The organism is Streptomyces sp. NPDC048255 (assembly GCF_040652415.1).
Classification (GTDB): domain Bacteria; phylum Actinomycetota; class Actinomycetes; order Streptomycetales; family Streptomycetaceae; genus Streptomyces.
In genome coordinates this window covers 157908-184541 of record NZ_JBEZMA010000006.1, presented here as the reverse complement: position 1 = coordinate 184541, position 26634 = coordinate 157908, and the positions used below count along the sequence as shown (strand labels likewise).

Annotated in this window: 30 protein-coding genes; 7 read left to right on the top strand and 23 right to left on the bottom strand. The window is 71.1% G+C overall.

Going from position 1 to position 26634, the window contains the following annotated elements; all coding sequences use genetic code 11:
* Positions 1-234 precede the first annotated feature (234 nt).
* The 5 genes from AB0D94_RS08505 (at position 235) to AB0D94_RS08485 (ending at position 4542) form a co-directional block, all read left to right on the top strand.
* Positions 235-1119 (top strand): DUF5655 domain-containing protein, encoded by an 885-nt coding sequence (locus AB0D94_RS08505; RefSeq protein WP_362047652.1) that lies wholly within the window; start codon positions 235-237, stop codon positions 1117-1119.
* Positions 1120-1487: 368 nt separating this feature from the next.
* Complete coding sequence (locus tag AB0D94_RS08500; protein ID WP_362047549.1) at positions 1488-1658, top strand: hypothetical protein; 171 nt, start codon at positions 1488-1490, stop codon at positions 1656-1658.
* A gap of 88 nt (positions 1659-1746) precedes the next feature.
* Positions 1747-2970, top strand: coding sequence for a cupin domain-containing protein (locus tag AB0D94_RS08495; RefSeq protein ID WP_362047546.1), 1224 nt, complete (start codon positions 1747-1749; stop codon positions 2968-2970).
* A gap of 17 nt (positions 2971-2987) precedes the next feature.
* A complete protein-coding gene (locus AB0D94_RS08490) occupies positions 2988-3728 on the top strand; it encodes an aldo/keto reductase (protein ID WP_362047543.1) in 741 nt (246 codons plus the stop codon).
* On the top strand, positions 3709-4542 hold the full coding sequence (locus tag AB0D94_RS08485; protein ID WP_362047540.1) for an aminoglycoside phosphotransferase: 834 nt from the start codon (positions 3709-3711) through the stop codon (positions 4540-4542). Before AB0D94_RS08490 ends, AB0D94_RS08485 begins: the two co-directional genes overlap by 20 nt.
* A gap of 60 nt (positions 4543-4602) precedes the next feature.
* Here AB0D94_RS08485 and AB0D94_RS08480 read toward each other — a convergent pair whose 3' ends face one another.
* The 5 genes from AB0D94_RS08480 to AB0D94_RS08460 form a co-directional block, all read right to left on the bottom strand.
* Complete coding sequence (locus AB0D94_RS08480) at positions 4603-5934, bottom strand: DUF317 domain-containing protein (protein ID WP_362047537.1); 1332 nt, start codon at positions 5932-5934, stop codon at positions 4603-4605.
* A gap of 27 nt (positions 5935-5961) precedes the next feature.
* Entirely contained in the window at positions 5962-7098 is a 1137-nt protein-coding gene (locus tag AB0D94_RS08475) for a DnaB-like helicase N-terminal domain-containing protein (RefSeq protein ID WP_362047534.1), read from the bottom strand.
* Positions 7098-8348, bottom strand: a complete 1251-nt coding sequence (locus AB0D94_RS08470; protein ID WP_362047531.1) for a DNA cytosine methyltransferase — start codon at positions 8346-8348, stop codon at positions 7098-7100. Before AB0D94_RS08470 ends, AB0D94_RS08475 begins: the two co-directional genes overlap by 1 nt.
* The gene (locus tag AB0D94_RS08465; protein WP_362047649.1) at positions 8345-9214 is read right to left on the bottom strand and encodes a hypothetical protein; all 870 of its coding nucleotides are present in this window, start codon (positions 9212-9214) and stop codon (positions 8345-8347) included. Before AB0D94_RS08465 ends, AB0D94_RS08470 begins: the two co-directional genes overlap by 4 nt.
* A 203-nt stretch (positions 9215-9417) precedes the next feature.
* On the bottom strand, positions 9418-10233 hold the full coding sequence (locus tag AB0D94_RS08460; RefSeq protein ID WP_362047528.1) for a hypothetical protein: 816 nt from the start codon (positions 10231-10233) through the stop codon (positions 9418-9420).
* Positions 10234-10502: 269 nt separating this feature from the next.
* On the opposite strand from AB0D94_RS08460, the gene AB0D94_RS08455 reads away from it, so the two are divergent.
* The gene (locus AB0D94_RS08455) at positions 10503-10721 is read left to right on the top strand and encodes a hypothetical protein (RefSeq protein WP_362047525.1); all 219 of its coding nucleotides are present in this window, start codon (positions 10503-10505) and stop codon (positions 10719-10721) included.
* 167 nt (positions 10722-10888) lie between these two features.
* Positions 10889-11068 carry a hypothetical protein gene (locus AB0D94_RS08450; protein WP_362047523.1) on the top strand — a complete coding sequence of 60 codons (180 nt, stop codon included), beginning with the start codon at positions 10889-10891 and terminating at the stop codon, positions 11066-11068.
* A gap of 82 nt (positions 11069-11150) precedes the next feature.
* On the opposite strand, the gene AB0D94_RS08445 is transcribed toward AB0D94_RS08450, so the two are convergent.
* The 18 genes from AB0D94_RS08445 to AB0D94_RS08360 all read right to left on the bottom strand — a co-directional run bounded on the left by AB0D94_RS08445 (position 11151) and on the right by AB0D94_RS08360 (position 26614).
* Positions 11151-11861: a hypothetical protein gene (locus AB0D94_RS08445; RefSeq protein WP_362047520.1), complete on the bottom strand. Its 711-nt coding sequence runs from the start codon at positions 11859-11861 to the stop codon at positions 11151-11153.
* Between the two features lie 141 nt (positions 11862-12002).
* On the bottom strand, positions 12003-13796 hold the full coding sequence (locus AB0D94_RS08440; RefSeq protein WP_362047517.1) for a TraM recognition domain-containing protein: 1794 nt from the start codon (positions 13794-13796) through the stop codon (positions 12003-12005).
* 48 nt (positions 13797-13844) lie between these two features.
* The gene (locus tag AB0D94_RS08435) at positions 13845-14624 is read right to left on the bottom strand and encodes a DUF317 domain-containing protein (RefSeq protein ID WP_362047514.1); all 780 of its coding nucleotides are present in this window, start codon (positions 14622-14624) and stop codon (positions 13845-13847) included.
* On the bottom strand, positions 14621-15862 hold the full coding sequence (locus AB0D94_RS08430) for an ATP-grasp domain-containing protein (protein ID WP_362047511.1): 1242 nt from the start codon (positions 15860-15862) through the stop codon (positions 14621-14623). The genes AB0D94_RS08435 and AB0D94_RS08430 overlap by 4 nt, the downstream gene beginning before the upstream one ends.
* Before the next feature lie 38 nt (positions 15863-15900).
* The gene (locus AB0D94_RS08425) at positions 15901-16494 is read right to left on the bottom strand and encodes a hypothetical protein (protein ID WP_362047508.1); all 594 of its coding nucleotides are present in this window, start codon (positions 16492-16494) and stop codon (positions 15901-15903) included.
* A gap of 19 nt (positions 16495-16513) precedes the next feature.
* The gene (locus AB0D94_RS08420; RefSeq protein ID WP_362047505.1) at positions 16514-17344 is read right to left on the bottom strand and encodes a DUF317 domain-containing protein; all 831 of its coding nucleotides are present in this window, start codon (positions 17342-17344) and stop codon (positions 16514-16516) included.
* The gene (locus AB0D94_RS08415) at positions 17335-17700 is read right to left on the bottom strand and encodes a hypothetical protein (RefSeq protein WP_362047502.1); all 366 of its coding nucleotides are present in this window, start codon (positions 17698-17700) and stop codon (positions 17335-17337) included. Before AB0D94_RS08415 ends, AB0D94_RS08420 begins: the two co-directional genes overlap by 10 nt.
* Before the next feature lie 52 nt (positions 17701-17752).
* Positions 17753-18544, bottom strand: a complete 792-nt coding sequence (locus AB0D94_RS08410) for a DUF317 domain-containing protein (protein ID WP_362047499.1) — start codon at positions 18542-18544, stop codon at positions 17753-17755.
* Positions 18541-18924, bottom strand: coding sequence for a hypothetical protein (locus AB0D94_RS08405; protein WP_362047496.1), 384 nt, complete (start codon positions 18922-18924; stop codon positions 18541-18543). Before AB0D94_RS08405 ends, AB0D94_RS08410 begins: the two co-directional genes overlap by 4 nt.
* Before the next feature lie 250 nt (positions 18925-19174).
* Positions 19175-19963, bottom strand: coding sequence for a hypothetical protein (locus AB0D94_RS08400; RefSeq protein WP_362047493.1), 789 nt, complete (start codon positions 19961-19963; stop codon positions 19175-19177).
* A gap of 10 nt (positions 19964-19973) precedes the next feature.
* Positions 19974-20627 carry a hypothetical protein gene (locus AB0D94_RS08395; RefSeq protein ID WP_362047490.1) on the bottom strand — a complete coding sequence of 218 codons (654 nt, stop codon included), beginning with the start codon at positions 20625-20627 and terminating at the stop codon, positions 19974-19976.
* Positions 20624-21490, bottom strand: a complete 867-nt coding sequence (locus AB0D94_RS08390) for a relaxase/mobilization nuclease (protein WP_362047487.1) — start codon at positions 21488-21490, stop codon at positions 20624-20626. Before AB0D94_RS08390 ends, AB0D94_RS08395 begins: the two co-directional genes overlap by 4 nt.
* A gap of 96 nt (positions 21491-21586) precedes the next feature.
* Positions 21587-22003: a hypothetical protein gene (locus tag AB0D94_RS08385; RefSeq protein ID WP_362047484.1), complete on the bottom strand. Its 417-nt coding sequence runs from the start codon at positions 22001-22003 to the stop codon at positions 21587-21589.
* Positions 22004-22108: 105 nt separating this feature from the next.
* Positions 22109-22606 carry a hypothetical protein gene (locus tag AB0D94_RS08380; protein WP_362047481.1) on the bottom strand — a complete coding sequence of 166 codons (498 nt, stop codon included), beginning with the start codon at positions 22604-22606 and terminating at the stop codon, positions 22109-22111.
* Positions 22607-22640: 34 nt separating this feature from the next.
* On the bottom strand, positions 22641-24440 hold the full coding sequence (locus AB0D94_RS08375) for a hypothetical protein (protein ID WP_362047478.1): 1800 nt from the start codon (positions 24438-24440) through the stop codon (positions 22641-22643).
* Positions 24437-25576, bottom strand: coding sequence for an AAA family ATPase (locus AB0D94_RS08370; protein ID WP_362047646.1), 1140 nt, complete (start codon positions 25574-25576; stop codon positions 24437-24439). Before AB0D94_RS08370 ends, AB0D94_RS08375 begins: the two co-directional genes overlap by 4 nt.
* Before the next feature lie 194 nt (positions 25577-25770).
* Positions 25771-25992 carry a hypothetical protein gene (locus tag AB0D94_RS08365; RefSeq protein WP_362047475.1) on the bottom strand — a complete coding sequence of 74 codons (222 nt, stop codon included), beginning with the start codon at positions 25990-25992 and terminating at the stop codon, positions 25771-25773.
* Between the two features lie 196 nt (positions 25993-26188).
* Positions 26189-26614, bottom strand: a complete 426-nt coding sequence (locus AB0D94_RS08360) for a hypothetical protein (RefSeq protein ID WP_362047472.1) — start codon at positions 26612-26614, stop codon at positions 26189-26191.
* Between the last annotated feature and the right edge of the window lie 20 nt (positions 26615-26634).

Below are 26634 nucleotides of genomic sequence, written 5' to 3'. Positions count from 1 at the left end.
ATTCGAACCTGCGCACACGGCTCCGGAGGCCGTCGCGAAATTCCGAGTTTTCGCAGGTCAGAGAGCTATGTGACGCATTGTCAGGCTCGCGGTCCCGCGCATGTCCCGCCAGATTGAATTGTCCAAAGTGTGCAAGTTGTCAGCTTACGGCCGCATCGCCGGTCTCGCGTAAGCCGCTGGAAATAATCCCACACCCCCGGAGTGTTCCCGCTCGGCAACTACACGAACCGGGGGGTGTCGGGCCTGAAGCTGTTCCATACGACAAACGGCGTGACCGAGGTCACGCCGCATCTGGCCGAGGTCGAGGCTGATGTGCAAGCCCTCGTCGAGAGCGCGATGGAGGTCATGCTCGGGGTCAGGTTCCTCGCTACCGAGTACAGCACCGGCCCCGTGCACGGCGGGCGTATCGACTCGCTCGGGCTGGACGAGAACGGGGCGCCCGTGATCGTGGAATTCAAGCGCGCCACTGACCCAGGGGTCCTCTCGCAGGGCTTGTTCTATATGGCGTGGCTGATGGATCACCGGACTGAGTTCCAGGCCCTGGTCCGCGAGCGCCTCGGGGCGACGGCCGCTTCGCAGGTGCTCTGGAGTGCGCCCCGGCTGATCTGCGTTGCCGGCGGCTTCACCCGCTACGACCTGCACGCGGTCCGCGAGCACCGGCGGTCGATCGACCTGGTCCGCTACCGGCTGTACGGCGACCACCACATCGCACTCGAGACGGTCGCCTCGGCTGCCGCCCAGGGCAAAGCGGCCTCCGGCCCTCGTCGGCGTCATGCTGGTGCGACACCGGACCGGAGGTCGGTCGGGGCGGTGGCGGAGCTGGCGGCGGCGGTGGATGAGGTGCTGCTGGGGCTCGGCGAGGACGTGTCGAAGGTGGAGCGTAAGCAGTACGACGCGTACCAGCGACTCCGGAACTTCGCGTGCGTCACGGCGAGGCAGGACAAGCTCCTCGTGTACCTCAAGGCCGCCCCGACAGCCGTTGACCTCGTACCGGGCTTCACCCGGGACGTGACCGGGCTCGGGCACCATGGGACGGGTGACCTGGAGGTCCAGTTGCGCTCGGACCGGGACGTGGAGCGGGCGGCGGACCTGTTCCGGCAGTCCTACGCCGCGGCCTAGCCATCGCCAGTCCGTTTGCCGTACCACGGCTCGCGGCGGCGAGGTGGGGCCTGCTTGAGGTGTGCATTGCTCTGGGGTCTCTGTGGACGGGCCTTTCGGTGGGTGGACTGTGGACGTGGCGGTGGAGTGCTTCATCATCCGGACGATCCCCGGTTTCGGAAACCGGGGATCGTGGGCTATGTATCGCGCTGCCACGTCCCTGCCGTCGGCGCCGCGCTGCCCGAGTGTCCTGAGGTGCGGCGACCGCTCCGGTGTTGTGTGCTCCGAGATGGCCTGGACACGCCCTTGCGTACATGCGTTCGAGCGGGCAGGGTTCCTGGTTCCGAGCACGTCAGCAGCCCACTTCACAGGAAGCGAGCGAAGACGCCATGCCCAAGCAGGAACACCTCGACAGCGCCGGTTCCTCCGGCTTGCTGATCGCCGTTGAGCACCTGGCCCGTGTGCAGGACCGCTTCGACACCCAGGAGTCCGACCCGACCGGGACGTCTGCCGGCGATGACGGAGAGAACCGCGACGGCCTGAACCACCCCGAGGCGTAGCAGCGCCCCGGTCCCTCGTGGTCCAGCTCCCTACCCCGGGCCCGCCCTGGCGGCGGGCCCGGCCGGCTTTCCCCCTCTGGAGGACGTCGTGCACCACCAGCTTGTCAGCGCCATCGAGTCCGCACTCGGCTGGCACGGCCCCCAGCCGATGGGCAGCGCGTTTGCCCGCGGAGCTCTGCCCGATCCAGGTCTGGCGGCCCGGCTGATGACCCCGGCCCGACTGCTGGACACCATCATGCGGCGCGGCCTGTCGCATCCCCAGTTCCGGGCCTTCCAGAGCGGGCGAGAGCTCCATCCTCACGAGTACCTCACAGACACTGTGACCCGGCGCGGTCAGGGCATCCGGTTCGCGAACATGACCCGCCTCGGGGCGCTGATGCAGGACGGTGCCACGCTGGTGCTCGACGAGCTCGACTTCTTCGACCCGGTGCTGGAGGCGGCATGCCGGGCGCTTCAGTGGTGGTCCAGGGAACTCGTCCAGGTAAACGCGTACCTGACGACGCAGGACGCGGCCGGCTTCGCGCTGCACTGGGACGACCATGACGTCGTGATCGTCCAGCTCGCCGGGGAAAAGTCGTGGGACGTGCGTGGGGCTTCCCGGCCGGTACCGATGTACCGGGACGCCGAGCCCAACAACACGCCCCCGGAGACATCGATCTGGCAGGGCACACTCCGCGCCGGCGACGTCATGCACATCCCACGCGGGCACTGGCACCAAGCCACCCGCACCGACCGTGGGAGCGGCTACAGCCTGCACGTCACGTTCGGATTCGTGAAGCGGACCGGTGTGAACTGGCTGACATGGCTGACGGACCAGTGTCGACGCGAGGAGGTGTTCCGCGCCGACCTCGACCGGTGGGCCCCGGTCGCCGCCCAGGCCGACCAGGAGCAGGCGCTCATGGGTGCGGTCGGCCGACTGGCTGCGGACTTCCCGCCAGCGGCATTCCTGGCCGCCCGCGAACGAGAACGCCCCGCAGCCAGGCACGTGCAGACCGGGGGCCTGTTCGGGCCGCCGAGCGGGCTGGTATGCGTAACCGACTTCCCGCCGCTGATCGAACACGTTGGAGACCACCTTCGCGTCACCGCCTCCGGCCGACAGCTCACGCTCCACGCCAAGGCCGAGCAGGCCATCCGGCTGATGCTGTCAGGGGCGCCGGTCGACATCGAACAGGCAGCCATCGAGACCGGGACCGACGCCCGGGAGCTCGCCGACATCTTGATCCGGGAGGGGCTGTGCGCGGAGCTGACCGACGAGTTGTCCTCGGGCTATACCGGGTGGCTCCGGCCCGCCGTGTCCTCGAACGAGCGCTAGCGGCTGGTGTCCGGGCGGTGGACACCGCCTTCAACTACGACCGCTTCGCCGGCCATCAGGTCCTCAGGCGTGTCGCCGGCCCCCTGCTGGACGAGTTCGAGGTGTCGACGAAGGTCGGCTACTTCCCCGACGGACACAGCCTCGATCCTGTCCGCCTGAACCAGGCTGTCGCCGAATCAGCAGACACCCTGGGCAGGACACCCGACACGGTGCTCCTCCACAACCCCGAGCACGACCCAGACCGCCTCGCCGACGCCTGCGAGACCCTGGCCGCCTGCGTCCGCAGGGGCTTGTGCCGGGCCTGGGGAATTGCGACCTGGGATCCGAGACCGCTCGTCCACGCGGCAGCTGAGGTAAAGGTGAGGCCGGACGTGGTGATGGTGCGCGCCGGCCTCTCCGTATCCGAACCGGTGCTGTACGCCGGGGAGCAGTTCACCACCATGCTCGGCGCGGACGACGTCTGGGGTATGGCACCCTTTGCGGGCAACCCGTCCGATCCGGTCTGGTCGAAGGTCGATGCCACGGTGTTCTTGCAGCCCGGTCAGCAAGCGACCGCCGTGCAGGCCGGACTTGCCGCTGCATTCGCCCTCCCCGCCGTCTCCCGCGTCGCCGTGGGCACATCCTGCCCGGGCCACCTCGACGAGCTCGCCGCCGCTGTCCGGCTCGTGCCGAGCACGCAGATGATCGGCGAGTACCGGGAACTGCTACGGGCCAGGGCCCACGGAAAAGGAGACCTACGTGCAGCCCACCCTGGATGACCTTCGCACCGTTGCGCACGACGACGTCCTGGCCGAGGCCCAGAAGCGCACCGGCCGCGTCCTGGACCCTACCCGTGGCCACTACTCCCGCTTCAACGGCACGGCCGGCTTCGAGACCGAGGTGGGCACGTGGCTACGGCTGGCGTGGTGCCGCCCCGAACGGCTCAGCTCGGCGGCCTGGACCGGCATCGAGGCGTCGGTCGCCGTGCACGGGGTGCCGCGCCCGGAATGGTTCGCCGGCTCCCAATGGCACGATCCGGCCCGGGGCGTGGTGTGGCGGGTCGATGAGATGAGCCTCGCCGCCTCGCCGTCCATCTCCCCGACCGGCAGCGTCGACCGCGACCCAGAGCTACCGCCCACCTGGTGGGTGGAACTCCGCGACGCCCTGGTCGCGCTGGCCGGGCACCCCACGGAGCGGGTCGGTCTCGGCCAGGACCATCTGACCGGACGAATCCGCGAGGCATACGGCGACCAGGTCGACACGACCGTCACCGAGTGGGCATGTGCCCATGGGGACATCGGATGGGCCAACTTGACCGGCCCGGAGTTGACCGTGTTGGACTGGGAGAGCTGGGGCATGGCGCCGGTCGGGTACGACGCGGCCTGCCTGTGGTCGGCGTCCCTCCCCGTGCCGGCCTTGGCGAGTCGGGTGCTGGCAGAGTTCGCCGATGTCCTCGGTACCCGGGCCGGCCGCCTGGCCCGGCTAATGCTGTGTGCCAACGTCGAGCGTGTGCATCGCCGTACGGGGAAGACCACCCCGCTGACCGGGCTGGCCCAGGCGGCGGCGACAGACCTGCTGGAGTCGCTGACCTGAATGTGCCAGTGCCCGGACGCAGCATCCGGAGCGGTGCCGCGTCGTTGCGGACGGCACCGGTCAGCGAACAACACGAGAACGCGGGCAAGGCACGACGGCAGGGAGCCGGGGAACGGGCGCCGGCTGCCGCTGGCGAACGGCCGGATGCCCGGTCGCTTCGTACAGGTCGGAGGCGGCTTCGGTGAGCCGAGCAAGCAGGTCGTGCGGAACACCAGGAGAGAGGCGGATAGCCCAGGCGATCTTATTAAGGTCCTCCCCGCCGTACATGGCCCACCCCTCGTCGTTCGAGCGGGGGGTGTGCTCGAAGGTCATGCTGCGGTTCGGTGCTTGCCAGGTGGTACGCGCCGGGTGGCTAGCAGGGTGCCATCCGGCATCCTGCAGCGCGGAGTGCGGTTCTGTGGCGCTTATGGGGACCGGGGCATCGAGGTGACTCAGCATCGCCTGGATGAGGGGGACGGGGGTGCCGACGGTAACCGTGGCACGCCAAAGCCTCTCGCCGACAGGCCCGTCGTACTCGGCGAACGTCCAGGCGGTGTCCGTGCGATGGCGGGCCTCGTGGTCGAACTCGGCTCTGGAGGTCAGGCTTTCGTGGGAGACGATGGTCGTCTCGTCGCTCCAGGTCCTGTACTTCTCCCACTGAGGGCTGGAGTCCAGGAAGGATGCGAGGAACGCCTCGTGCTCGCCGGGGCCGGCGGTCGGCGGCGCCGCAGCCTTGACGGCCGACGTGGCGGCGGCCCCTGCGAGGTTCCTGGCAGGCGCGTTCTCGTTTCGGATGCTGGCTGTGAGCGCGTTGCGTGCGGATTGCTCGCGTTCGGTTAGAGGAGCGGGGCCGGGACGGACGGCGACGGTGTACAGCTTGTGGAACTCGCCGAGTGCCTCTGCTTCGTCGTCGTACTCCTGGGTGATCTGACGGAGGTGGTTCTCTCCGTGGAGGTGGATGGTGCGGCGAAGGCCGCTGGTGTAGGTGCCGACGGCGACGGTGGTGTGGCCGTCGTCGGCGTGGAGTTGGATGATCAAGCGGCCCTCGGCGATGTCGTCGTGGATGCGCTGGGCCTCGGCGCTCACCTCGCGGACTTCGTCGCGGGTGCACCAGGGGTACGGGTAGTTGCCCCAGGACCACTCCGTGTCGATCTCTTCCTGGAGGGGCGGGGTGATCTCGACGGTGAAGCCATACCGGCTCAGCTGCGTGGCCGCGGCGTTGGCGTAGTACGGCTCCTCGTGATCGATGCGAGCGAGGACCATGGTGTCCGGGCCGGTGCTGCGGAAGCCGAGGTCGTGCAGGTGAGAGCGGGCGGCGTCGCTCGTGGGGCCGGATGTCGTCGCGATGACGCTCGGGTGGTGGTCCGGGTGGAGGGTGAATCGGATGTGGGCGTCGGCGGCGGCGTGAGACATGAGGGGCCTTCGGTTGGGGTGGGTTGGTCATCGGCCGGGCCGGGCCGGGGTGCGCGTGGCGGGGCCGGCTCGTGCGGTCGGGCTGCGGACGGATGGAGTACGCGATGCCGTGGGCTGAGGGGCGGGGGCGTTCTCGACGGGGTAGCTGGTGGCCTGGTGCCAGCGAGCCCGGGTGGATGACAGTGCGGCGAGGGCGCGCCGGCTGCCGGTGGCCAGTTGGTGGACGGAGGTGGCCTGGTCCGCGGTGAGCGTTTCGATGCGGGCCGCGACGGAGGCGGCCTGGCTGAGGAGAGCGCGCTGGAGGATTTTCTGGCCCCAGTGCTCGGGTGCCCCGGCGGGGTGGGAGACCAGGTCGAGGAACTCGGTGGGCCCGAAACCCTTGTGGAGCAAGCCGCGCTGCTGGGCTTCCCACAGCAGGGTGATGGGGTCCACCGGTGCACCCCGGCGGGCAAGTGTGGTCAGGCAGGCGAACAGGGCGGCGTGCGAGGGGACCGTGAAGTCGCTTTCGTGCAGCCACCGCATCCGGGGCAGTTCCTCGGGGTGGGCGGTGGCTGTGGCGAGCAGCATCCGCTCCTGGTCCTCCGCCTCCGTGGACGTCTCCGCTGCCGGTTCGGGAGCAGGCGGGGTCCGGGGCATTGAACCGGGGTGGGAGGGAAAGGCCGTGGCCAGCTCGTCGAGATAGACGGCGAGCTGGTCGGCCCGGGCGAGGACAACCCCGGCCGGGTCGGGCCCGGGGGTACGGGCGGCCTGGGCGAGGAAGCCGGCGTGCTGACGCAGGACGCGGCGGGCGTGTCCGGAGCGGACCATCTGCGCGTAGGCCGGGGCGTGGGCATCGGTGGGGCAGACGCTGATCAGGAGGTGAAGGTAGGCCGCCGTCAGCGCTCGGGCCTGGGGCTGTGCGGCGGCAAGGAGCTGGTTCGGCCACACGGGGCTGGTGCGGTGGACCTCGGGGGCGGGCGGGGACACGGTGCGCATCGCCGCGAACAGTGCGCTGTGGGCGGTGTTGGCGAAGTGCTCGGGCTCGAGGAGCCCGATGGTCTTCAGCCTCTCGGGGACTAGGAGCAGGGCGCCGAGCAGCGCCTGCTCGGCGTAGTGGACCACCGGCGTCGGCGCTGGGTCCTCGGGGAGCTCTGCCTCTGCCTCGGTGCGGGCGTGGTTGGTCATCACGCCGCCAGGACGAAGTCGTCGCGGCTGACCGTGCGTTCCACGTGGGGCGCGATCAAGTGGGCTGCGAGCAGCGGGGGTACCGCGTTGCCGATCTGTGAGAAGCGCTGGCCCTTGTTGCCCTGCCACGGGTAGGACGCCGGGAAGGACTGCAGGATCCCGGCCTCCTCGGCGGTGATCCGGATCGCCGGCGGTTCTCCCTCTGCCGCTGAGCCCGCGGGGGTGGTGGACCGGGTGGTCCAGACGCACTCGTTGGCCCGGTTCCCGAAGAACAGAGTGGCGGCCGGCTCGGTGACGGCGCGGACCGCCGCGTTCGCCTGGCTGTTGCTGCGCAAGACCCAGTCCCCTTCTCCCGCGCAGTGCGGTGACGAGGGCGACGACCCGGCACCGCACCAGCACGGCGATGCGATCTTGGGATTCCGGCCGGGCGTCGGGCGGTGCGGGGGGTTCTGCCAGGCGCCGCGGTCGCGGGCGTCGGACAGCGTCTTGCGGGAGCCGGAGGGGAAGGGTTCCGGTCCGCCGCCGGGACCGCCGCCGGCGCACACGGTGGGCACGGGACCGTCGGTGCGGCCCCAGCCGAGGGCCTCAGCCATGGACACCCACTTGTGCCGGCCGGGCCCGAACAGGGACTCCGGTTCGACGAACTTGGCGTGCGTGGGTTCGGGCGGGACCGCCCGGCGCGTACGGGAGGCGATGAGGATCGCCCGCCGCCGGGTCTGCGGCACACCGAAGTCGGCCGCGTTCAAGATGCCGCTCCAGGCGGAGAACCCCCAGGTGCGCAGCACCGCGGCGTACTGCTTCCACAGCGGTGCGACGTCCGGGACCTCTTCCATCAGCACCCATTCCGGCTGGCCGGCCTGGTGCAGGGCGTGGAGGTAGCGCATCGGCTCGGCGGCCAGCAGCGACCGCGGGTCCTGGCAGGCTGAGAGGAGTTGGGGTCGGGTGTCCCGTCCGGCGGCCAGGTCTGCCACGGCCTGGTGGACGAGGGGCTGGTCGACCAGACCGAGGCGCTTGCCGGCCATGCTCCACGCCTGGCAGGGCGGGCTCGCTATCAGGCCGCGGGTTCGGCCGACGAAGGGGCGGACAGGGTAGAGCGCGACGTCGGTGCGGATCGTGGTCTGCCCGGTTGCCGCACGGGTCTTGCAGGCCCATTCGTCCCACTCCAGGCCGACGTCGCGCACCCCCAGGACGTGCAGGGCGTGCCCCCAGCCGCCCGGACCGGCGAAGAGGTCCAGGACGAGGTCTCTCATACGGCCAGCCCGAAGCCGTCGCGGTCCGGTGAGCTCTGCTCGCCCCGACAGGCCCACGGCGAGCAGCCGTCCACGACCCCGGCTTCGAGTTCCTCGGCGTCCCGTACGTCGGTCTCCTGCTGCAGGGCAGCCCACTCCGCGGCGGTGACATGGTCGATCGGGGCCTCGGAAAGCGGCACCCGGGATCGGTGCAGATAAGCCTGTCCGAGCAGCCGGTTTCCGTTCGCGTTCGCGCGGGCGTTGCCCTGGCGTATGGCCGCGTCGAATTCGACGACATCGGCCCACTCGCCCGGGGAGGAATCTCTGATGATCCGCCACTGGGCATTTCCGTGAAAAGGGCAGCCTAGGCAGCTCGACTTGGGCGTGTCAGCCAAACCGAGGTTGCTCAGATAGCGGACGCAGTCCGACCTTGACCAGCCCATATCGATGAGTGGATGGGCGTTGTGCATGTACTGGACGCCGGAGTCCTTCGCCCGATGGAATTCGTCCGTACTGATGCCGACCCACTGCTCGACGAATACACCCTTCGGTACCCTGGTCGGATAGGGGTATCCGAGGATGTCGCGGATCTTTTTCTTGATCGGTTTGATTTTATATTCACCCGTGCATTGCCGCCGGGTCATCCCTTGCTTTCCGTCCTTATTGAGGATGTAAAGCGGCATGGAGGCGAAACGGTGGCTCGGGTTTAGTGCGTCTTCGCGGATGTTGCCCGAGGACACGCGAACGATCGGGATTCCTGCCGGTGCGGCGACTTCCCGTTCGAGGCGGTCGAGGTGCTCGTACACCTTCCTCGGCTCCCAGCCGGTGTCGGCGAAGACCGCGATGTCGATCTTGGGGAGGGTGCCGTCCGCGGACAGGCACAGCAGGGCCGAGCTTTGAATCCCGGCACCTAGCGACAGTGCGCGCAGGGCCGGGCGGGTGGTGGTCTCGCCGGCGGGAGGCGTTCGTCGGGGCGTGGCGAGGGGCCTGGTGGTGGTGGGGATGGGGGGTCCTTGCGAGGTGCTGCCGTCCGCCGCGGGGCTCGGCGGGATCGGCATGGGGCGGGTCGGGGGGAAGGAGACGCTCGCCGTCAGCGGTTTCGTGCGGGCGCCGGCGCCGTGGGGGCCGGGACTGCGGCGGGGGCCGAGACGGTCGGGGCGGCGGCGGGGGCGGCGAGGAGTGCCGCCACGGCGCCCGTGCCGCCGCGGGTGAGGCCGATGCGGTCTTGAGGCGGCCCGCCGTAGAAGGCGGGCGGCGCGGAGCCGGGCTCGCGTGCGATGAGCCCCTTGCTCTCCAGGGAGCGCAGGGTGCTGATCCGTACCCGGTGGTCGCGGCTGTGGACGTACTCGCGGCCCATGCTCTGGGCCATCACGACATGGCCTCGGGCGGCGGCGTGGAGCGCAGCGAGCTCGGCGGTGTTCAGGCCGTCGGCTGCCGTGGCGGCGGCAGGTCGTCGCCGCTGTGTTTCCCGGGCGACGGTGGCGGCCGACTCGACGACCGCTCCCGCGGCGAGGGCGGTCAGCTCCTGCGCCAGTTGGATCTGGCGGCTGACGCCTTCGGGTAGGCCGGAGTGCTCGGGCGCAGCGGCGAGTGCTTCTTGCGCCTCGGTCAGGTGGCGGGCGGCCTCGCTGCTGAGGTAGGCGAGCTGTTTGATCCGGACCAGGGCGTCGATCAGGTCGGCACTCGCGTACAACTGCTGGTCGTAGACCGACTTGACCGCTGTGAGGGAGTCGTGGGCCAGGTCATTCGCCGAACCGGCGTGGGCTTGCAGGTCTGGAGGTGAATCCGCGGTGGGCCGGATGAGGTCGATGGTGTCGTTGTGCCGTGTGAATTCGCCGGCGAGGGTGAGCAGTCGCTCGACGGGGGTGAGCGGCTCGGGTACGTCGAACAGGAGATCGTCGGGCATGGGCAGGAGGGCTTTCGGTGGGGGCGGTACCGGAGCGGCAGGGGGACGCACGGTGGCGAGTCGGGGTGTCCGGGACGGGGCCGGGTGGTTCAGGGACGGGATCGGACCGGGGCTCCGGCAGTCGGGGCCGGCATGGGGAGGGCCGGCGCCGGTGCGGGGGGAGTGGCGGCGCTCGGTGTGAAGGCCGGGGCCAGCTGCCGCAGTTCGGCGGACAGGTGCTGAGTAAGCGCTTGACTGGTCACGAGGCGGGAGGCCACCGTCTCCGGCAGGTGGTGCCAGCGGGCCTGGTGACGGGCCCGCTCAATGAGTGCGGCGGCGGCCTCCAGCTGGGTGGCGACCTGTCCGAGCACGAGCTTCTGGTCGTCGTCGTGCCCGGTGGCCTGGAGCAGTTCGTCCAGCGCGCCGGGAAGCGGAGGGCGTTCGCCCGGCAGGCCGTACAGCTCGGCGTGCAGGGCGTTGGCGAGGCCGAGTACGGATCCGCCGGATGAGCGGTTTCCGTAGCGGGATTCGGCGCCGCGCAGCAGCCCGAAGTGGACGGTTACGACATGGGGTGGGGGCGGCGGGTCGGTGGAGATGCGGGTGGCGAGGGCGCGGGCGATGTCGGCGGGCGTGGGGCTGCCGGTGGGATCGGTCGGGGACGTGAGAACTCCTGCGGGTGGGTGAGGGCGCCGGCTGCCGGTGGCGGAGCTATCGGCTGCGCGGGGAGCCGGGCTGGGCGGGCAGAGCGGCGCTGGACGCCGACGTGGGAGCCGGGAAGGCGAACGTCGAGGGGCGGACCCGACTGCTCTGGTGCTCTGCCGGTGCGCTGCTGCGTTCGATGGACGCGGCGATGTAGTGGCAGGAGATCGAGGCCAGTTCAAGCTGGTGGGCAGCGTTGTGAAGGTGCAGGACTTCCTGGTGAGACGAAAGGGGGGGTGTCAACGGCGCGGGCCAACGAGGGGCGCTGCCTTCGGCGCCGGTGCCGCAAGGGGAGCGGTGAGGGACGGGCTGCGGGGTGGACGGGGAGCGGCGGCGAGGAGGGAGCGAACGCCGTCGGAGGTGACACGCAGGCCGAAGTGGTCCGGCTGCGTCGGGAGCGGCGTGAGGGTAAGCAGGTCCCTGGAGGCGAGGGCGTCGATCGTGGAGGCCCGTACGGACACGTACGCGGCCAGGGGCGCCACGACTTCGCGCAGGCCGCTGCTCGCCTCGCGAAGGACGCCGTCGCCTCGGGCGAGGGAAGCGAGCGCCTTCCGCTGGGCTTCGCTGATCTTGACGGCGCCCTGTCCCGTCCCGAGGTTCTCGCGGGCGGCGCGGTCGTGGGCGTGGAAGTAGCCCTCGTGCCGCAGCAGAGCGCTGCTGACGAGCTGGACCGCCGACGGGGTCCCGGCCAGGTGGGCGGCAGCCTGCTCCAGGAGGATGCCCGCGGACGCGGTGTCGTTGTGGGCGAGGGCAGAGACGGTGTCCGCCGCGCGTACCGCGGCGAGTGAGGCCGCCTCGGTGAGATGGCGGAGGAGGGCGATGGCCTCTCGGCCGTCGAAGGTGGTCGCCGCGTCGCCCAGCGCGGCCTTGGTGAGCAGCTGGCCGGCGACCAGCGAGGTCTGGTGCAGCGCGCTGGCGGCCCGGACTGTCTCCTGTAGCCGCTCGGGCACCGCGCCGCGTTGCCGCTGGAGCTCATCGAGCCGGAACGCGCTGGAAAGCAGGCGCTGGGTGAGGGTGAACAGTTCGTCGTCGTTGGGGAGTTCGTGAGGCAGGGGGAGCTCCTTAGGGGCGGGGTGCTTGGGCGGGTGCCGTCAGGCGGCCTTCTTGAAGTCGGCTTGCGTGGGCGCGGCCTTGGAGATGGCGCGGGCGGTGATGGCGTCGGAGGCGGCCTTGGACGCCGCGGCGAGTTCACCGGCGCCCGGCTCGAGATACCAGGGGCGCAGGTCGAGCATGGCGGCGCGCAGGCCGGTCGCGAAGAGCAGGGCGGTCCCCTTGGGTAGGGCACGGATCCGGTCCGCGGGCAGGATCCGCTCCTGTCGCATGCTGATCGAGGTGGACTTGCCCGACTCGGAGATGCTGGTGGACTTCGTCTCCACGTCGTGGTCGCCGATCAGCCGGGAGAGCTTGTCCGCGAAGTCCGGGTCATCGATGCCGGACCCGATGACCTTGATCGTGGCTGCGCTCCACATGGCGTCCATCCCCGCGTCGCCCCAGGTTTTCTGCCCCTGCCGGTAGGACTGCAAGATCGTTATCGGGATGATTCCGCGCGAGCCCAGGTGCGAGTACAAGTCGGGGAGGTCGCTGATTTTGCACACATTTGCGGCCTCGTCGAGGATCGCGAGCATGGGCGGGTCGAGACGTCCGCCGGTACGTTCGGCTCGGGCGGTCGCGGCCCGCATCACCGAGTCCGCGCACGCCGCGATCAGCGCAGAGGCTCCGCCGCCACCGTCCTTGGAGAGAAGGAACAACGTGTCGGTGGAGGCTACGAACTCGGCCGGGCGGAACTCCGGTACGTCCTTCTGGGGGGTCACCCAGGCTGCGATGTCGGCGCTGAGCAGGGCGGACGCGTACTGTCTCGCGGTCTCGTAGATGCCGTCTCGGGTTTCCGGCGGGCCTTCTACGGTGCCCTTCAACTGGGCCGCGACGGAGGTGAATCCGTGGTCGCGCAGGATGTCGAGCGGTCGGCGGTCGGCGGGGAACGCGAGCCACTGCATCACGTCAGTGATCGGGCGGTTGTCGAGGGCCGCGGCCAGGAGCAACTGCGCCAAGATGTTGGATCCGGCCTTGGACCAGAAGTCGCCCTGCTGGCTCGCGTCCACGGAGGCGGCGAGGAAGTGGCCGGCGAGCCGGTTTGCGCCCTCCAGGGACTTCGCGTCCGACAGAGGGTTCCACCACATGGTTCGGGGGGCGTGGGCGATCTGCTGAGGGTCCATCGACCACACCCGTCCCACCTTGCAGCGGGCGTCGAAGCAGGTCGTATAGGCGTCACCGGCGGCCTTGTTGCTGGTCAGGAGTACGGCGCCGGGCGCGGCCAAAATGGACGGGATCGCCAGCGAGGTGGTCTTCCCGGAGCGCGGTGCCATGATCGCCACCGCGACGTCCTCGTACCCCATGCGGATCTCGGTCCGGGTCCCCTGGAGGTTGCCCAGGAGGATTCCGGTGTCGGAGGCCGCGATGCGGTCGGCGTCCTTCAGGCTGGGGCGCAGGCTGCGGGCCTTGGCGGTGATCGCGCTGGCCAGCAGCGGCTCGATGTCCCGTGCCTTCGCGGTGCCCTGGACCCGGCGCTTGTTCTTCCCGCCGAAGGTGCCCTTGTGGCGCCTCCACCACACGCCGCCGACAGCGGCGAGGGCGATCAGGGCGAGTACGGGAAGGATTCGGGCACCGATCAGCAGGGACGTTTCTCCCAGGCCGGGCCAGAGTTGGTCGGGGCGTATGAGGGCGTCGGCGGGCCGGTAGACGGCCCAGGGGTGTCCGGTGAGCAGGGCGGTGAGGTTCCCGCTGAGCCAGGCGATGTGGGCGAGGGGGATGGCGACGGCGAACAGGCCCAAGAGGACCTTGAAGGCTATGTCGTAGCCGTCGGATGAGGAGGGGTTGGGCTGGGGCAAGGGCGGCGCTGTTCCGTGAGGGGACGGTGGCGGGAAAGAGGGAGAGGTTCAGCGGGTGCGGCGCGGCAGCGGCCCGCCGGGCGGCTGGGGAGGCAGGGGCTGGCCGGTGTGGTGGGCGGTGAGGCGGTTGATTCGGGCCCACAGGGCGTCCTCGGCCGTTTGGGCGGGGACGCGTTCGCGGGCGATGCCGACGCTGTAGCGCAGGAAGGAGGCCATCTCCTTCTCGTCGCGCAGCAACGGTTCCGGGGACGCGAGGCCGGCGAGGACCGCGGCGATCAGGTGGGGCGGGGTGTGGTCGGAGAAGTACGCCCGCCAGGCCGGTCGGGCGGTCGGCTCGGAGGCCCAGGGGCCGTCGAAGGCGGTGACCTTGATGTGCACGGCGCCGAGGGGGTGGCGTGAGACGGTGACGAACTCGTCGGGTGAGTCGACGCGGTGGTCCAGGATGGAGCGGTGCCATCCGGCCTGTTCCAGGACTTGGAGCGGGTCCGCCGGGCTGTTCACGGCGGGGTTGGTGGTGAGGGCATCGGTGGCGGTGGCGACGATCTCGGCGGGAGTACGAGCGCCGAAGAGCATGGTCCACGCTTTGCCATCGTTGTCGGCCCCGGTGTGGCGCAGGGTCCACCAGTGCTCGTCCGGGCTTGGGTTGAGCAGCAGCTCGGTCTGGTGGTCGCGGCGGGTCAGCCGTACGACCGGGCTGAGCGGGAGGTGCGCTGCCCGCCAGCGGAACGCCTGCTGCAGCGGGGCGGTCACCCAACGGGGGTCCCCGCCGCCGGCCAGGTAGCGCGGAGCGACCTGGGCCAGTACCGGCGGCTTGCCGGGCTCGCTCACTGCTGTCCGTCGGCGGTGACGGTGAGGGCGATGTGGTTGGCGGTGATGGTACGGCGAGCGATGGCGAGGTCGAGGGTGTCGGCGTGGGTGGCGAACAGGCCGACGCGGGCGGAGTCGAGGTCGCCTTCGGGCGGCAGGAGGACCTCGTCGCCTTCCGCCATCAGCCAGGCGGGGCCGTGCACCCACCCGGCGGTCTCCGCGAAGTTGCCGGGGATGGCCCGCTGGGCCAGGGTGCCGGAGGCGGGGGCGTAGAGGATCTTGATGGCGACGGCCTCCTGCCGGGTGGGGGTCAGGTCGGGGGCCTGGCCGACGGCGAGATCGGCGGCGATCCGCGGCAGCGACAGGCCGGTGGCCCGCCAGACCGCCCAGCCGATCCAGTCCCCGCCGATCCGGCCGTTGACCTCGATCACGCGGGGCCCGGACGTGGTGAGCCGCAGCTCCACGTGCTGGATGCCGTTCACGGTGCCGGTCGCCTCCACCGCCGAGGCGGCGATGGGCGCGACGGTGGCCAGCAGCGGGTCGTCGGCGGCCAGGGTGTGGCCGATCTCCTCGAACAGCGGCTCCGGCCCGAGTTCCTTCCGGGTCACCGCCACTGAGGTGGTCACACCCTGGTACGTGACGCACTCGACGCTGACTTCCTCGCCGGACAGGTACTCCTCCACGAGGACGACGGTGTTGTCGCCGCCGTGGAGCTGCACACCTCGGGTGGCGAAGGCGTACGCCGCGGCCAGGTCGTGCTGCGTCTCGGCCTTGGTGACGCCGATGCTGCCGCCGACCGAGGCGGGCTTGACGACGACCGGGTACCCGATGGCCTTGGCCGCAGCCAGCGCCTCGTCCAGGGAGTTCGCTGCGGTGGACTGGGCCGACGGAACGCCGTGGGTGGCGAAGACGGCGCGGCTGGCGGCCTTGTCCCGGCAGGTGCGGACCGACTCCACGCTGGTAGTGGCGAGAGCGAGGTGCTCGGCCAGACGGGCCACTGCGGTCAGATGCCCTTCCGCCCAGGTCACCACGCCCGCGACCAGGTGGCGCGCGGCGAGCGCCTCCCCGGCGGCGAAGAGGCCGGCCTCGTCCTCGAAGTCCTCGACGATCTCGTGGTCGACGACGTGGGGCTGCTCCCAGGTGAGGGGGCCGGTGGTGATGACGGCGACGTCGTACGCGTCGGCGACCTGGCGAAGGCAGTAGCCGCGATAGATGTCGTCACCCGGGGCGACGACGAGAACGAGCGGGCGCAGGGACAAGCGGACTCCAAGGCAGAAGAGAAACGAGAGGGGGCGGTTCAGCGGCGGGTCGTGTGACTGGCGCTGGCGGGTGGAACAGGCGGCGGCGCGAAGGCCGTGATTCGCAGGCCCGGGGTGGTGCGCGCGGCGGTGGTGTGGATCTCCAGGACGGCGCGGCCGTGGACGGACCAGCTGTACAGGGCGCTCCATGCCTCCGCGTTGCGGGCGTCGACTGCAGCATCTCTGGCCTCGGGACTCGCATGAGGATGGGCAGCGAGGAGTTCTCGATACTCCGTCCTGGTGGCTGCTATCTGGTCGAGTGCGTCGCGCAGTTGGGCCAGTTGCCAGGCCCACCGGTTGTGGACGGAGGGAATGGGGATCCGGCCGAGGTCGGCTTCGGCCGCGTCGAGCAGGACGCCGGCCTCCTCGCGCACGGGCTTGAACGCCATCCACACCGCGCGGTCCCGCTCGGCCTTGCGGTCGTCGTATGCCTCAATGTCGTACGGCCAGCCGTCGAGGTCGGCGTGCTCGTCGGAGTACAGGTCCCAGGCGTCGAGCGCTGAGTCCGCCGCGCGGAGGAACACGGACAGGCGGCGGATCATCTCTCGGTGACCGGGGACGGAGACGATGCCGGGGCGAGCGGAGTGGGGCACGGGCGGGCCTTCGGAGGGGTTAAGGGCGCGTTGCGCGGGAGGACGCGGCAGCTGCTGCCGGGGCGGCGGCCGGGGCCGGCAAGCGGGTGGTGAGGCGGGTGCGGCGCTGGGAGCGGCCCCGGGCCTGTGCGGCGTCGATGCGGGTGAAGTGGGCCTCGACCGCCTGCTGGGGCGTGAGCAGGCTGGGCTCCTGCCGGGCGCTGTAGTGATCGAGGTCGTACATGCCGCGCAGGACGGGAGCGTCGGAGACGAGCTGTTCGGCCAGGCCGGCCATGAGGTGGTCCGGGACCGGGCCGCTGATCCACATCTTCCAGACCGGCATGCCTATGTGGTCGGGCTGGGTGATGCGCCACGCGAAGTGGTCGGACGAGTCGTTGAAGATGGGGCGCAGCTCGACGCGGACCGGTAGCTCCGGGGCGGGCGAGAGGGCCTGGCCGGTGCCATCCGGTTGGCGTTCCACAGCCCAACCGGCCTTCTGCATGTGCTCCCACGGGCCGATGTCGCCCCGGCGCGGTCCGTGGAGAAGACCGTCGGTGAATCCAGCGATGATTTCCGCCGGCACCATCCGGTCGAAGGAGGCGTTCCACGTCCAGTCGGCGGACTGGATTCGCCACGGCGAGCCGGAGGCGAACGGATCAATCGCCATCTGGTGCCGGGCCTCGTCGGGGCCGGTCAGGGTGATCCGGGGGTCGCCGGGGGCGGAGGTCAGGGTCCAGCCGGAGGCGAGCAGGGCGTGGGTGACGTGACGGGGGTCGCCGGGTCCCGCGAGGGCGCGGGGTGACTTCTCGAAAGGGATCTTCGTGTGGTGGTCGTTGGCGTAGGAGGCCCGCTGGGCGGGGCTTACTGCCACGGGGCTGCCACGGAGGGTCCGGTACGGACGGGTGCGGTGCGCAGGGGTTCGAGGGTGAGGTCGAGCAGGCGCAGGTCCTGCAGGACGGATGCGGCCTCGATGTACTCGCCCAGGGTCGCCTCGACGGTGTCGGTGCGGGGGACGGTGGTCTCCTGTGCGAGGTAGCGGGCAATGCCGCGCAGGGCTTCGCCGAGGCGGACGGCGGTGCCGGTGTCCGCGTCGACGAGCGCCGCGATCAAGGCGAGGGCCTCGTCCAGGTGTGGGCCGGTCCGCAGGTGTGCGGTGAGGCGGTGCAGGGTGTGTGCGGAGGCACGGATGTCCTCGGCGGTCAGCCGGGTGGTGTGTGCGTCAGCCATCGAAAGCTCCAAGGGATGAGGGCGGTTCAGCGGCGCCGGGGAGCCGGGCGGTTCATCGGGTCCTTGCGTGGCCGGACGCCTTGGTGCCGGTGCGCGCGCGGGAGGAGACCCAGTTGCGGCTCCAGGCTGCGGCGCGGGCGGCGGAGAGACGGGCCTGCTGCCAGGCGCCGAGTTGGTCGGGCAGGACGGACACGGAGGTGACACGGATGCGGTTGCTGAGCGGTACGTGCCCGAGCGGGCGCATCACCGGCTCCGGGTCGGCCAGGGCCGTAGTCAGGGACTGCATCAGGTGCAGCGGGGTGCTTGCGGTGGCCTGCACGTTCCACACGGGCCCGTGCTCGTTGCGGGCGCCGACCCACCAGTGCTCTTGACTTCCGTTCCCGTCGGCCTTGACGTACTGCACGACGGCATGCCGGTCGGGGCTCTGGGCGACGAAGTGGCCGTCCTCCCGCTGCACGCTCCACGAATTCCCGGTGAGCGGCGCCCACACGTTTGGGGCGTGCGCCGAGCGCGGCTTGGTGAGAGCGTCGGTCAGGCCCGCGACGATCTCCACCGGGGTCTGCGGGGTCAGGGTGACCTGCCAGGCCGGCTGATGTCCGTGCGCGGCCCCGTGAACCTGCCAGCCCCCCGGCGGCTGGTAGGCGACGCGCACCATCTGGTCGGGCGAGTCGAAGGCGAGCATCGTGCCGGACTGGCGGGTGATGTCCTTCCACCCCGACGCGCGCATGTACTCGCCGACGTGCCGCAGGTCCCCGCCGCCGGCGAGGTAGCGAGGCTCGACCAGGTAGTGCTGCTGTGCCTGCTGGGCCTGACCCCAGCCGGACCACTGCGCTCTCTTGCTCAACGGTGCCTCCCCCGCGTCACGAGGGCGGTGGCCTGCGTGGCCGTCGGAGAGGACGTGGTCAGGGCTCGGCGGGAGGCGATCTCCTCGAACACTTCCTGGTGTTCGTCGAGGTCGAGGGCGAGGTCGTGCAGGGTGTTGGCGGTGCGCCCGAGGGCCAGCCACATCTCCGCGGGGAAGACGCCGCTCTGGGCATGGTGCTTGGTCACGTAGGTGCCGGTGCCGACCAGGGCCGACAGCCTGCCCAGGACGCCGTTCTCGGCGTCCAGGACCTGCTGGAGGATCTGTGCGGCCTGCTGCGGCCCGGCCTGGGACAGGTGCGCGGAGAGCTGGTCGAGCTGACGGGTGATGCTGCCGGTGAGCGCGGTGGCGGGTGGGGTCATGGGCGGTCCAGGGGGCTGTGCAGTACCCACGACGGCGGTCAGCGGGTACGGCGGTGGTTGAGGGCGGCCGGCGCGGCGGCGCGCGGTGGCCGTTCGGGCCGGGGCAGGTCGCTGCCTGCGGCTTTGACTACGGCGGCGCGCAGGTACCGGCGCAGCAGGAAACGGGCGAGCCTCGGGCGGCTGGCGGCGTCGAGCGGTGGGACGCGGCGCCGGTTGCGGGGGGTATCGGTGGATGGCCGGTGCGTACGGGTCACCGGGTGCGGGCGGTGGTCCGGGCACCGGGCGGCGCAGCGGGCAGCGTGGCCTCCGCGGCAGGGCGGGCGGCAGCGCGCAGCACGGTGGCGATACCGAGGCGGGCGAGGCGGGCTCCGGCCGCCTGGACGGCGTGGCCCTGGGACCGGGTGTCATCCCCGGAGAGCACGTACGCGCTTGCCGCGGTGTCCCAGACGAACCCTTCGGAGACCAGGGCTTCGGCTGCCGGCCGGGCGGTGGTGACGGCCGCGAGGGAACCGTCCTCGAGCCAGGTCATCACCACCTGCTGCACCTGAGCACCGGGGGCCGGGAGGGGCTGCGGGGGGTTCATCGCGTTGTGCCGGACCTGGGCGAGAGCGACGTCGTAACGGGGCAGCAGGTCGGCGGCGATGGCGCGGGCGGCGCGCTCGGGGTCGGCAGGCACGGCGATCCCGTCGGGTTCGCGGACCCCGGCGAACGCCTCCGGGGCGGCGCCGGACGGAGCCATGGCGGCCACCAGGAACTCCTCTTCGTGCCGGGGATGGAGGGTGACGTACAGGCGGGTGCCGTCGTCGCGGATGAGGTGGGCGTCTGCGCCCAGGGCGTACTCGGCGAGGGCGGCGGCCACTTCGTTGAGGTCCCAGACCTCTTCGGCATGCAGGAACTGGTCGTCGTGCCGATGGTGTTGGTGATGGTGCACGGTCCAGTTCCCGGGGAGTTCCTCAGAGAGGATGGTGGCGAACGACTCCACGTCGCGGCTGTCGTCGTCGGGCAGGGTGCGGGGGGCGGGCATGGGCTCCTCGAACATGGGGCGGGGGTCATCGGGTCCGTCCGGAGGCGGTAGGCGCGGGTGTGGCCGGCGGGGCGGCAGCGGGGAGGGCTGTGCCCGGCCGAGCTGGGGCCGTGGTGCGGTCGGCGAGTTCTGCGCGGGTATGGAGCAGGTCGGCGGTGATGGGACCGAGCCGGTGCTCGGCCAGGTAGCGCATGCGGGCCGCGACGTGCCGGTCCGCAGGTCCGCCGAGGCCGTCGTAGACGGCGGCCAGGGAGTGGAGGAGCTGGTCAAGGGAGGCGAGGATGCCGTCGTGCGCGGCGGTCACTTCCTCCAGCCGGTCAGACACTTCGGCCGGGCTGGCCGCCTCGCGGATGGCTGCAGCGAGGTTGGCAATGGACCGGCCGTCCGTCACGTAGCGGTCCTGCGTCGTCGGCGTCGCGCATTCGGCGTCGGCCTCGACCTGGTACCCCGCGGCCTGGAGCCGGGCGACGGCGAGCTGGGCCACTGCGGCCTGGTCCGCCGGCAGAACGGTCGGCGACATCCGATGCCAGGTCGCGTCGTGAACTTCACGAAGGAAGAAGGTTCGTTCCAGGATGCCGTGGGCCAGCCCGTCACCGCCGCGGGCGATGATCCGGCCGGTGTCCGTGTCCCGGGCGACCGTGACGGGAGGCGCCTTGCGCGGGGTGACCGGCTCGTTCACCTGGCTGCCACCCGCGATGCTGCAGGCGCCTGTACCGGCCGGGCCGGAGCAAGAGCGGCCGGAGGTGCGGGCGGCTGGAGTCGCGAGGCGATATCGCCCAGCTGCTCCTGCAGCCCGTACAGGCGGCGGGCTGCCCAGAACAAGTCCCGTGCGGCGGCGTCGGTTTGGTCGCCGGGCAGCGCGGCGGCCTGTCGGCCGACCTCTTCCACGAGCTGACGCACCGCTGCAATCGGGCCGGACTGCTCGGCGGCGAGCTGCCGCAGGATGCCCGCGAGCGGGCCGGTCGCGATCGGCACCCGCGGGGAGACGACGTGCTCCAGACCGGGCGCCGGGTCCTGGCGTGCGGAGGTCTGCCGGTGGCTGGAGTGCAGGAGGAGATCAGCCTCGATGTTCCGCGCCTCGGCGACCAGGGTCTGCAGGAGGCGTCGGGGCTGGGCACTCCAGGTGCCGTCGAGGCGGATGAGGTTGGCGATCACGTCCAGGCGGCCGGGCTGGGCCTGGACGGCGATCCACTGGCATGCCTGGTCGTCGCCGGGTGGCGCTATGCCGGCGACACGGGCGATCCGGTAGCCGATCTCGGACCACTCAGCGTGGTTCAGCTCCCGGTCCAGCGGATGCATGTGCGCGGTGACGTGGAGGATTGCGCGCCGGTCGCCGTCGGGCCCGGAGGTGAGCGGGTGCTCCAGCGACGGGTCGGCGAGATGGTCGGCCCACGTCGCCGAGCTCCAGGTCTCGTCCTCATCGGCGTAGTGGTCCAGCCGGTTCGAGTGGGCCACCACCGTGCCACCGGGCTCGGTGGTCAGGCCCTCGGCCATGCTGATTTCCCGTCCGAGCGCCTCGGCGAGGGCTTCATCGGCGGTCACATCACGGGAGTGGATGGCAATGATCATGGTCTCGCTCGGGGGGTTGCATTTCGAGGGCAGAAGGCCGGCGCGTTCGGGGCGGCGGTATGGCCGTGGTCAGCGCCCGGGCCGGGCGTCGGCGACGTGGACGAGCTGGTTGAGGGCGGTCAGGGAGTACCAGCCGCAGTCCACGACCTCCTCGCCGTCCCCGAGGCGCTTGGCCAGGTACTCCCGCAGCGCCTTCTGGTGCATCAGGCACTCCGGGCACCGCTTGGAGAGGTGCACCAGGTAGCGGGGGTGGGCCGTGACGTAGGAGCGGTCGCCGCCGTTGGGGTCGAGCAGCCGCCACCCGTCTTCGTCGGTGGGGGTGTGCCAGGAGGGCGCCACGACCTTCATCGCGTCGCCCCACAGCTCTCCGCCGGCGGCGCCCTTGAGGATCACGACATGCTCGCCGGGGCGGAAGTGCTGGTGGGTGATGTCCCGATCTGGGGTGAGCGGGTCGGGCGGCAGGTAGACGGGGCGGGTCTCGGGCACGGAGGGTCCTCCACGAAGGCGCTGGGCGGCGGTGGAAGACAAAGGGTCCGGAGAATCCCCGGTTTCCGAAACCGGGACTTCGCCGCTATATTCCGCGCCGCGCGCCTACCGGAACGGGTTCTCAGTGGGCCGGTCGCGGTCGTCGGCGGCCTCCAGCAGCTCGGGCAGATCGGTCCCATCGGCCTCGCGCTGGTCGACCCACCACCCGGCCCTCGTCAGCAGCCGGACCTGCTCCTCCAACTGGGCCCAGTCGGCTTCGTCCCAGGTCCCTTCGGTAACTAGGGCGGCGTACGCGCGGGTCACCAGCTGGTGACGGGTGCGCTCACCCCAGCCCAGGATCTTCTCGGGACCCTCCAGGGGCGGCATGTCGAACTGCGTTGCCCAGTCCGCTGCGGCGGCCTGTTCGTCTGCGCGCTTGGCGGCAAGCCACTCCGCCGTGCTGGCGGCATCCGCCTGATGGTCGGCCCGCCAGCAGTCGGTGCACTGCCGGGCGGCGAGCCAGCGGGCGTATCCGGCGCGCTGGTCCGCCGAACGGCTGGACAGGTCATGGGTGTTGGTGTGTCCACAGCTGTGGACGATCTCAAAGGATGTGGGGACTGCCATGTGGTTGTTCCTGCTTTCTGTCTTCTGTGTTGTCTCAGCGTGTTCTGCGGATGGCGTCTGTGGCCGCCGTGGCGATGGCGGCGGGAGCGCTGGAGGGCCGGGGTAGGTGCAGCAAGGTGGTCCCCGGCAAGTGGCGGGACTTCGCGGTGAGGGTGAGCTGGAGTACGGCGCAGCCGGCGGTCGTTAGCTGCTTGACGCGGGTGACGGCTTGAGCGGTTTCGTCGCTGTTGTACTGGGCGTCGGTGACGATCACGAGGAGGCGGCCGGCGCCGGGGCGGCTGAGTTCGAGGCCGTGGTCGAGTGCGTCGATGGCGTCGCCGAGGTTGTGGTTGCCGCCGTTGGCATTGAACGTCGTCACGCGCTCTGGTGCTCGGTGGGTGGGTCGGGTCAATGCGGTCAGGTGCATGTCGTAGGCGATGGTGGCGGTACGTGAGTCGGGGTCGGTCAGGGCTGCTGCGCGTGCCACGATCCAGGCAGCGGACGCGACGGGCGCGCAGGCGGCACGCATGGAGCCGGAGACGTCGACGGCGATACCCACGCGCAGCGGTGGGGTCGGGGAGTTCCGGCGGCGGGTGTGGGTGAACGGTTCCGCGGTGGGGACCGACCCGGCCGCGCGTTGAGCGTCGCGGGCGAGGGCCGCGCGCATGTTGAGGCGGCCGGGCGGGGTGGGGCTGGTGGTCCGTTCCTCGGTCCGCTCGCGGTAGGCGGCGGCACGCAGGGCGCGGCTCAGGCGTGCGGCGGCATTCTGCTCGGCGGCGGTGGGCCTGCGGGTGCCGGTGACCGGGTTGCTGTACGGCGCCGGTTTGCCGTCGGGGGTGACGGTGGTGCCGCGGGCGTTGAAGACCGACTTGGCGGTGGCGGCGGCTTTGCGACGCTGGCCGGCCCGCTGGGCGCGGTCCTGAGCCTGCGCCTTGGACTGCGCGGCCTTGGCGTCGGTCGCTGCGGCCTGTGCCGCGAGGTCGGCGGCGTCGGTGGCCGCCGTGCTGTCCATGACGACCCCCACGGCGCCGGACAGCAGATCGGTGAGGTTCTCCGGCACGGGCAGGGCGGGGGCCGCGATGTTCAGAGCGTCGCACCATTCTTGAGCGTGCGAGAGCATGGTCGTGGCGTCGTGGTCGGCGCACTGGTGGGCTGCGGTCCAGATGCGGGTGAGCGTGGCCAGCAGGTCTGCGCCCAGCACCTTTTCGCACAGATCGGCGACGGCCCGGGTCTCGCCGGCGTCCAGGATGCCGACGTCACGGCGACCGAGGACCAGGGCCGCCACGGCGGCGGCGTGCTCGATGCCCTGGAGGGTGGGGTTGGCGATGTCGGGCACGACCAGGGTCCGGGCACTGGTGCGCAGGTAGGTGCGGTCCGTGGGCCGCGTGATCAGGTGTGCGCCTTCGACACGGCTCTCCTCCAGCAGGAGCGCGGCCTCGACGACACGGGGGTTCGCTCCGGCAGGCGCCGTCCACATGGAGTGGGCCGCGTGCGCGGCCTCGTGGACGAACACCCCCCAGGCGGCGGGATACCGCTCCTCGTCCCCCACGATCCGCGGATGGATCTCGTGAGGCTTCAGCGGGGCGAACAGGCCGGCGTCGAACTCCACCTCGCCCAGCGTGGGGAAGAACGCGGCCGGTGCGCCGCTGCGCGTGCCGGGGCGGCAGGTGACGAGGAGGTCCTGGCGGCCGGAGAGGGCGACCAGCCGATCGCCGAGTTCGGCTCCCACGCGCAGCCACGCGTCCGGGGAGGAACGGGGCTGCGCGGGCGGGGCGCCGTCGTCGTCCCATCGCGCGAGCTCGGCGTCGTCGTCCCGCGTGGTGGCGGGGGACTGGACGTGCTGGTGGGCGCTCATCGCGAGCGGCCCCGGAGTGCGGAACCAGCGATGCCCGCCTTCCGGACGGCCGAGGCGGAAAGCTGCTTGCCGAGGGTGAGGGGCGCGACCTTCTTGACGCCGACAGCCTTGATGACGGCGTCGGCGACGGCGTCGCGATCCTCCAGGGGAGCGATGCCGACGAGGTTCGCGAGCGCGGCGTTGGTGCCGAGGACGGCCTCGGTCTTCTGGTAGCTGAGCAGCTCCCGCAGTTGGGGGGCCCAGCCCAGCTCACCGAGCTCGACTTGGCGGGAGAGATGCCGGGCGACCCGGACCACCCGGGCGTCGATCTTCAGCGCCAGGGCGAGGTCATAGTCCGTGCCGATCTGGATCTGCACGCTGAACCGGGACGACAGCGCCTCCGTCAGAACCGCCCCGTGGACGCCGGGATTGTGCCCCGCCACCACGTAGAAGCCCGGCTCGGCCTTGATGGTCTCGCCCTTGTGGGCCTTGACCTGGATCTGCCTGCGCCCGTCCATCGCGGGATACAGCGCCGCCAGGACCTTCGGCGAGATCAAGGTGGCATCGTCGATCAGCAGGGCGCGGCCCTCGGTCATCGCGGTGACCAGCGGACCGTACTGGAAGACGTAACCTCCCCCGTCGGCCTGTGTGTACTCGCCGATCAAGTCGCCGACCGTGGTGTCGCCGTCACCGGCGACGGTAAGCAGGTCCGGGAACGCCGCCTCCACCAACGACGTCTTGCCGGTGCCCGGAGGGCCGTAGAGCAGCACCGGCACGTCGGCGTCACGCAGCCGGTTCAGCGCCTCGACGTCGGGCAGATCGGCCAGCTCCCGGGGGTGGTAGACCTGGCCCCCCGCGCGGCGGATCGGGCCGGTCTGCCTGGGCGTGGCTGCTGCGGGAGTGATCGTGCGGGCTGTGGCCGCCTGGGCGCGGGGAGAGTGGGTGCCCGGTGGGCTGATCACAGCGGTCTGCGCGGCTGCGGCGGTTCTCGCGTTCGCGCGGAACTCCGGTTGTCCGGTTCCGCTTTGGTCGGCCTCGCCGCGTCGCACAAGGGTGAGGGCGGCGTTGCGGACGGCGCCGTGGGAATGGCCCAGCTGCCTGGCCATCTCCCCGATGGTGAGCGTGTCCGCCGGCCGGTCCGCCAGCAGTCGGGCCACCTTGGCCCGCAGTTCGCCGCCCTTGGTGCGCGCTGAACTGGTAGGCGGTCCGGGTGTGGTCAAAACGAGGGCCCTTCAATAGGTGCGGTTTCGGACGGGGTTGGTGATGCTCTGGAGAGGCTGGCCGCTCTCGGAGCGGATCACGGACTGTGCCGACATCGGAGACCAGGCCGACCGGGGCGTACCGTCGGCGCTCACCGGCCGGCCGAGGGCTCGGTCCAGGTGCACGGGACGGCCGGCGACGAGCAGCTCGCTGGCTGCCGAGCAGGCCCGTGGGTCCGCTCCGTACCGGGTTCAGTCGCTCGGCAGGCGCATCCTGGCGTCTCTTCAAAGCCGTCCTGGAGCAGGATCCGCCGGGCGGCGGCGTTGTAGCCGGTGGTGGTGATCTCGCCGGTGATGGTGTGCCGGATCGTCATGAACGGCTCTGCTTGTGCTTCGGGCAAGGCGGATCTCCTATCTGTGGTGGCGGGAAAGCAGTGGGGTATTGGGCGAAGGCGAGGCGGTCCCGGAGCTTCCAGCACATCAACGGTTCGTTGCTGACCGCGAACGATGGGCAACGACTGCCGACATGCTCCAGGGCGGGCCTCACGGCCGAGGAGGGGCCCGCCGTGGTCACCGGGTTCGTCTGGCTGCCGAGGAGTGGGAGCCGAGCGCGGGTACGGGCATGGACGCGACGGGGGAGGCGTTCACGCGGTGCTGCGGGGGGCGGGCGGCGGCGGCCCGGGCGATGCGGGCCAGTCGTTCGGCCGCGTAGTTCGCGTGGATCGGGGCGTTCGGCGGGGCGGTCTGTGCTGGATCGAGGGACAGGTCCGCCTGCACGATGAACCCCTGCCGGCGGAGATCATGGACGGTCTGTCGGGTGCGGCGCCGCAGGTCGTGATCGGGCTGGGTCAGCCGGAACAGATCCGCTCGGCCCGGTACTGGTTCGAACTGCTCGCGCTCCAGGTACCAGGCCGCGAGGTGGGAAGTGATGGCTGTTGTGGGACGGGCGACCACACCGTGCTCGGCGTGCAGCCCGAAATGGAAGTGCGGTTGCATGGGGGCGTCCTGATGGGTCG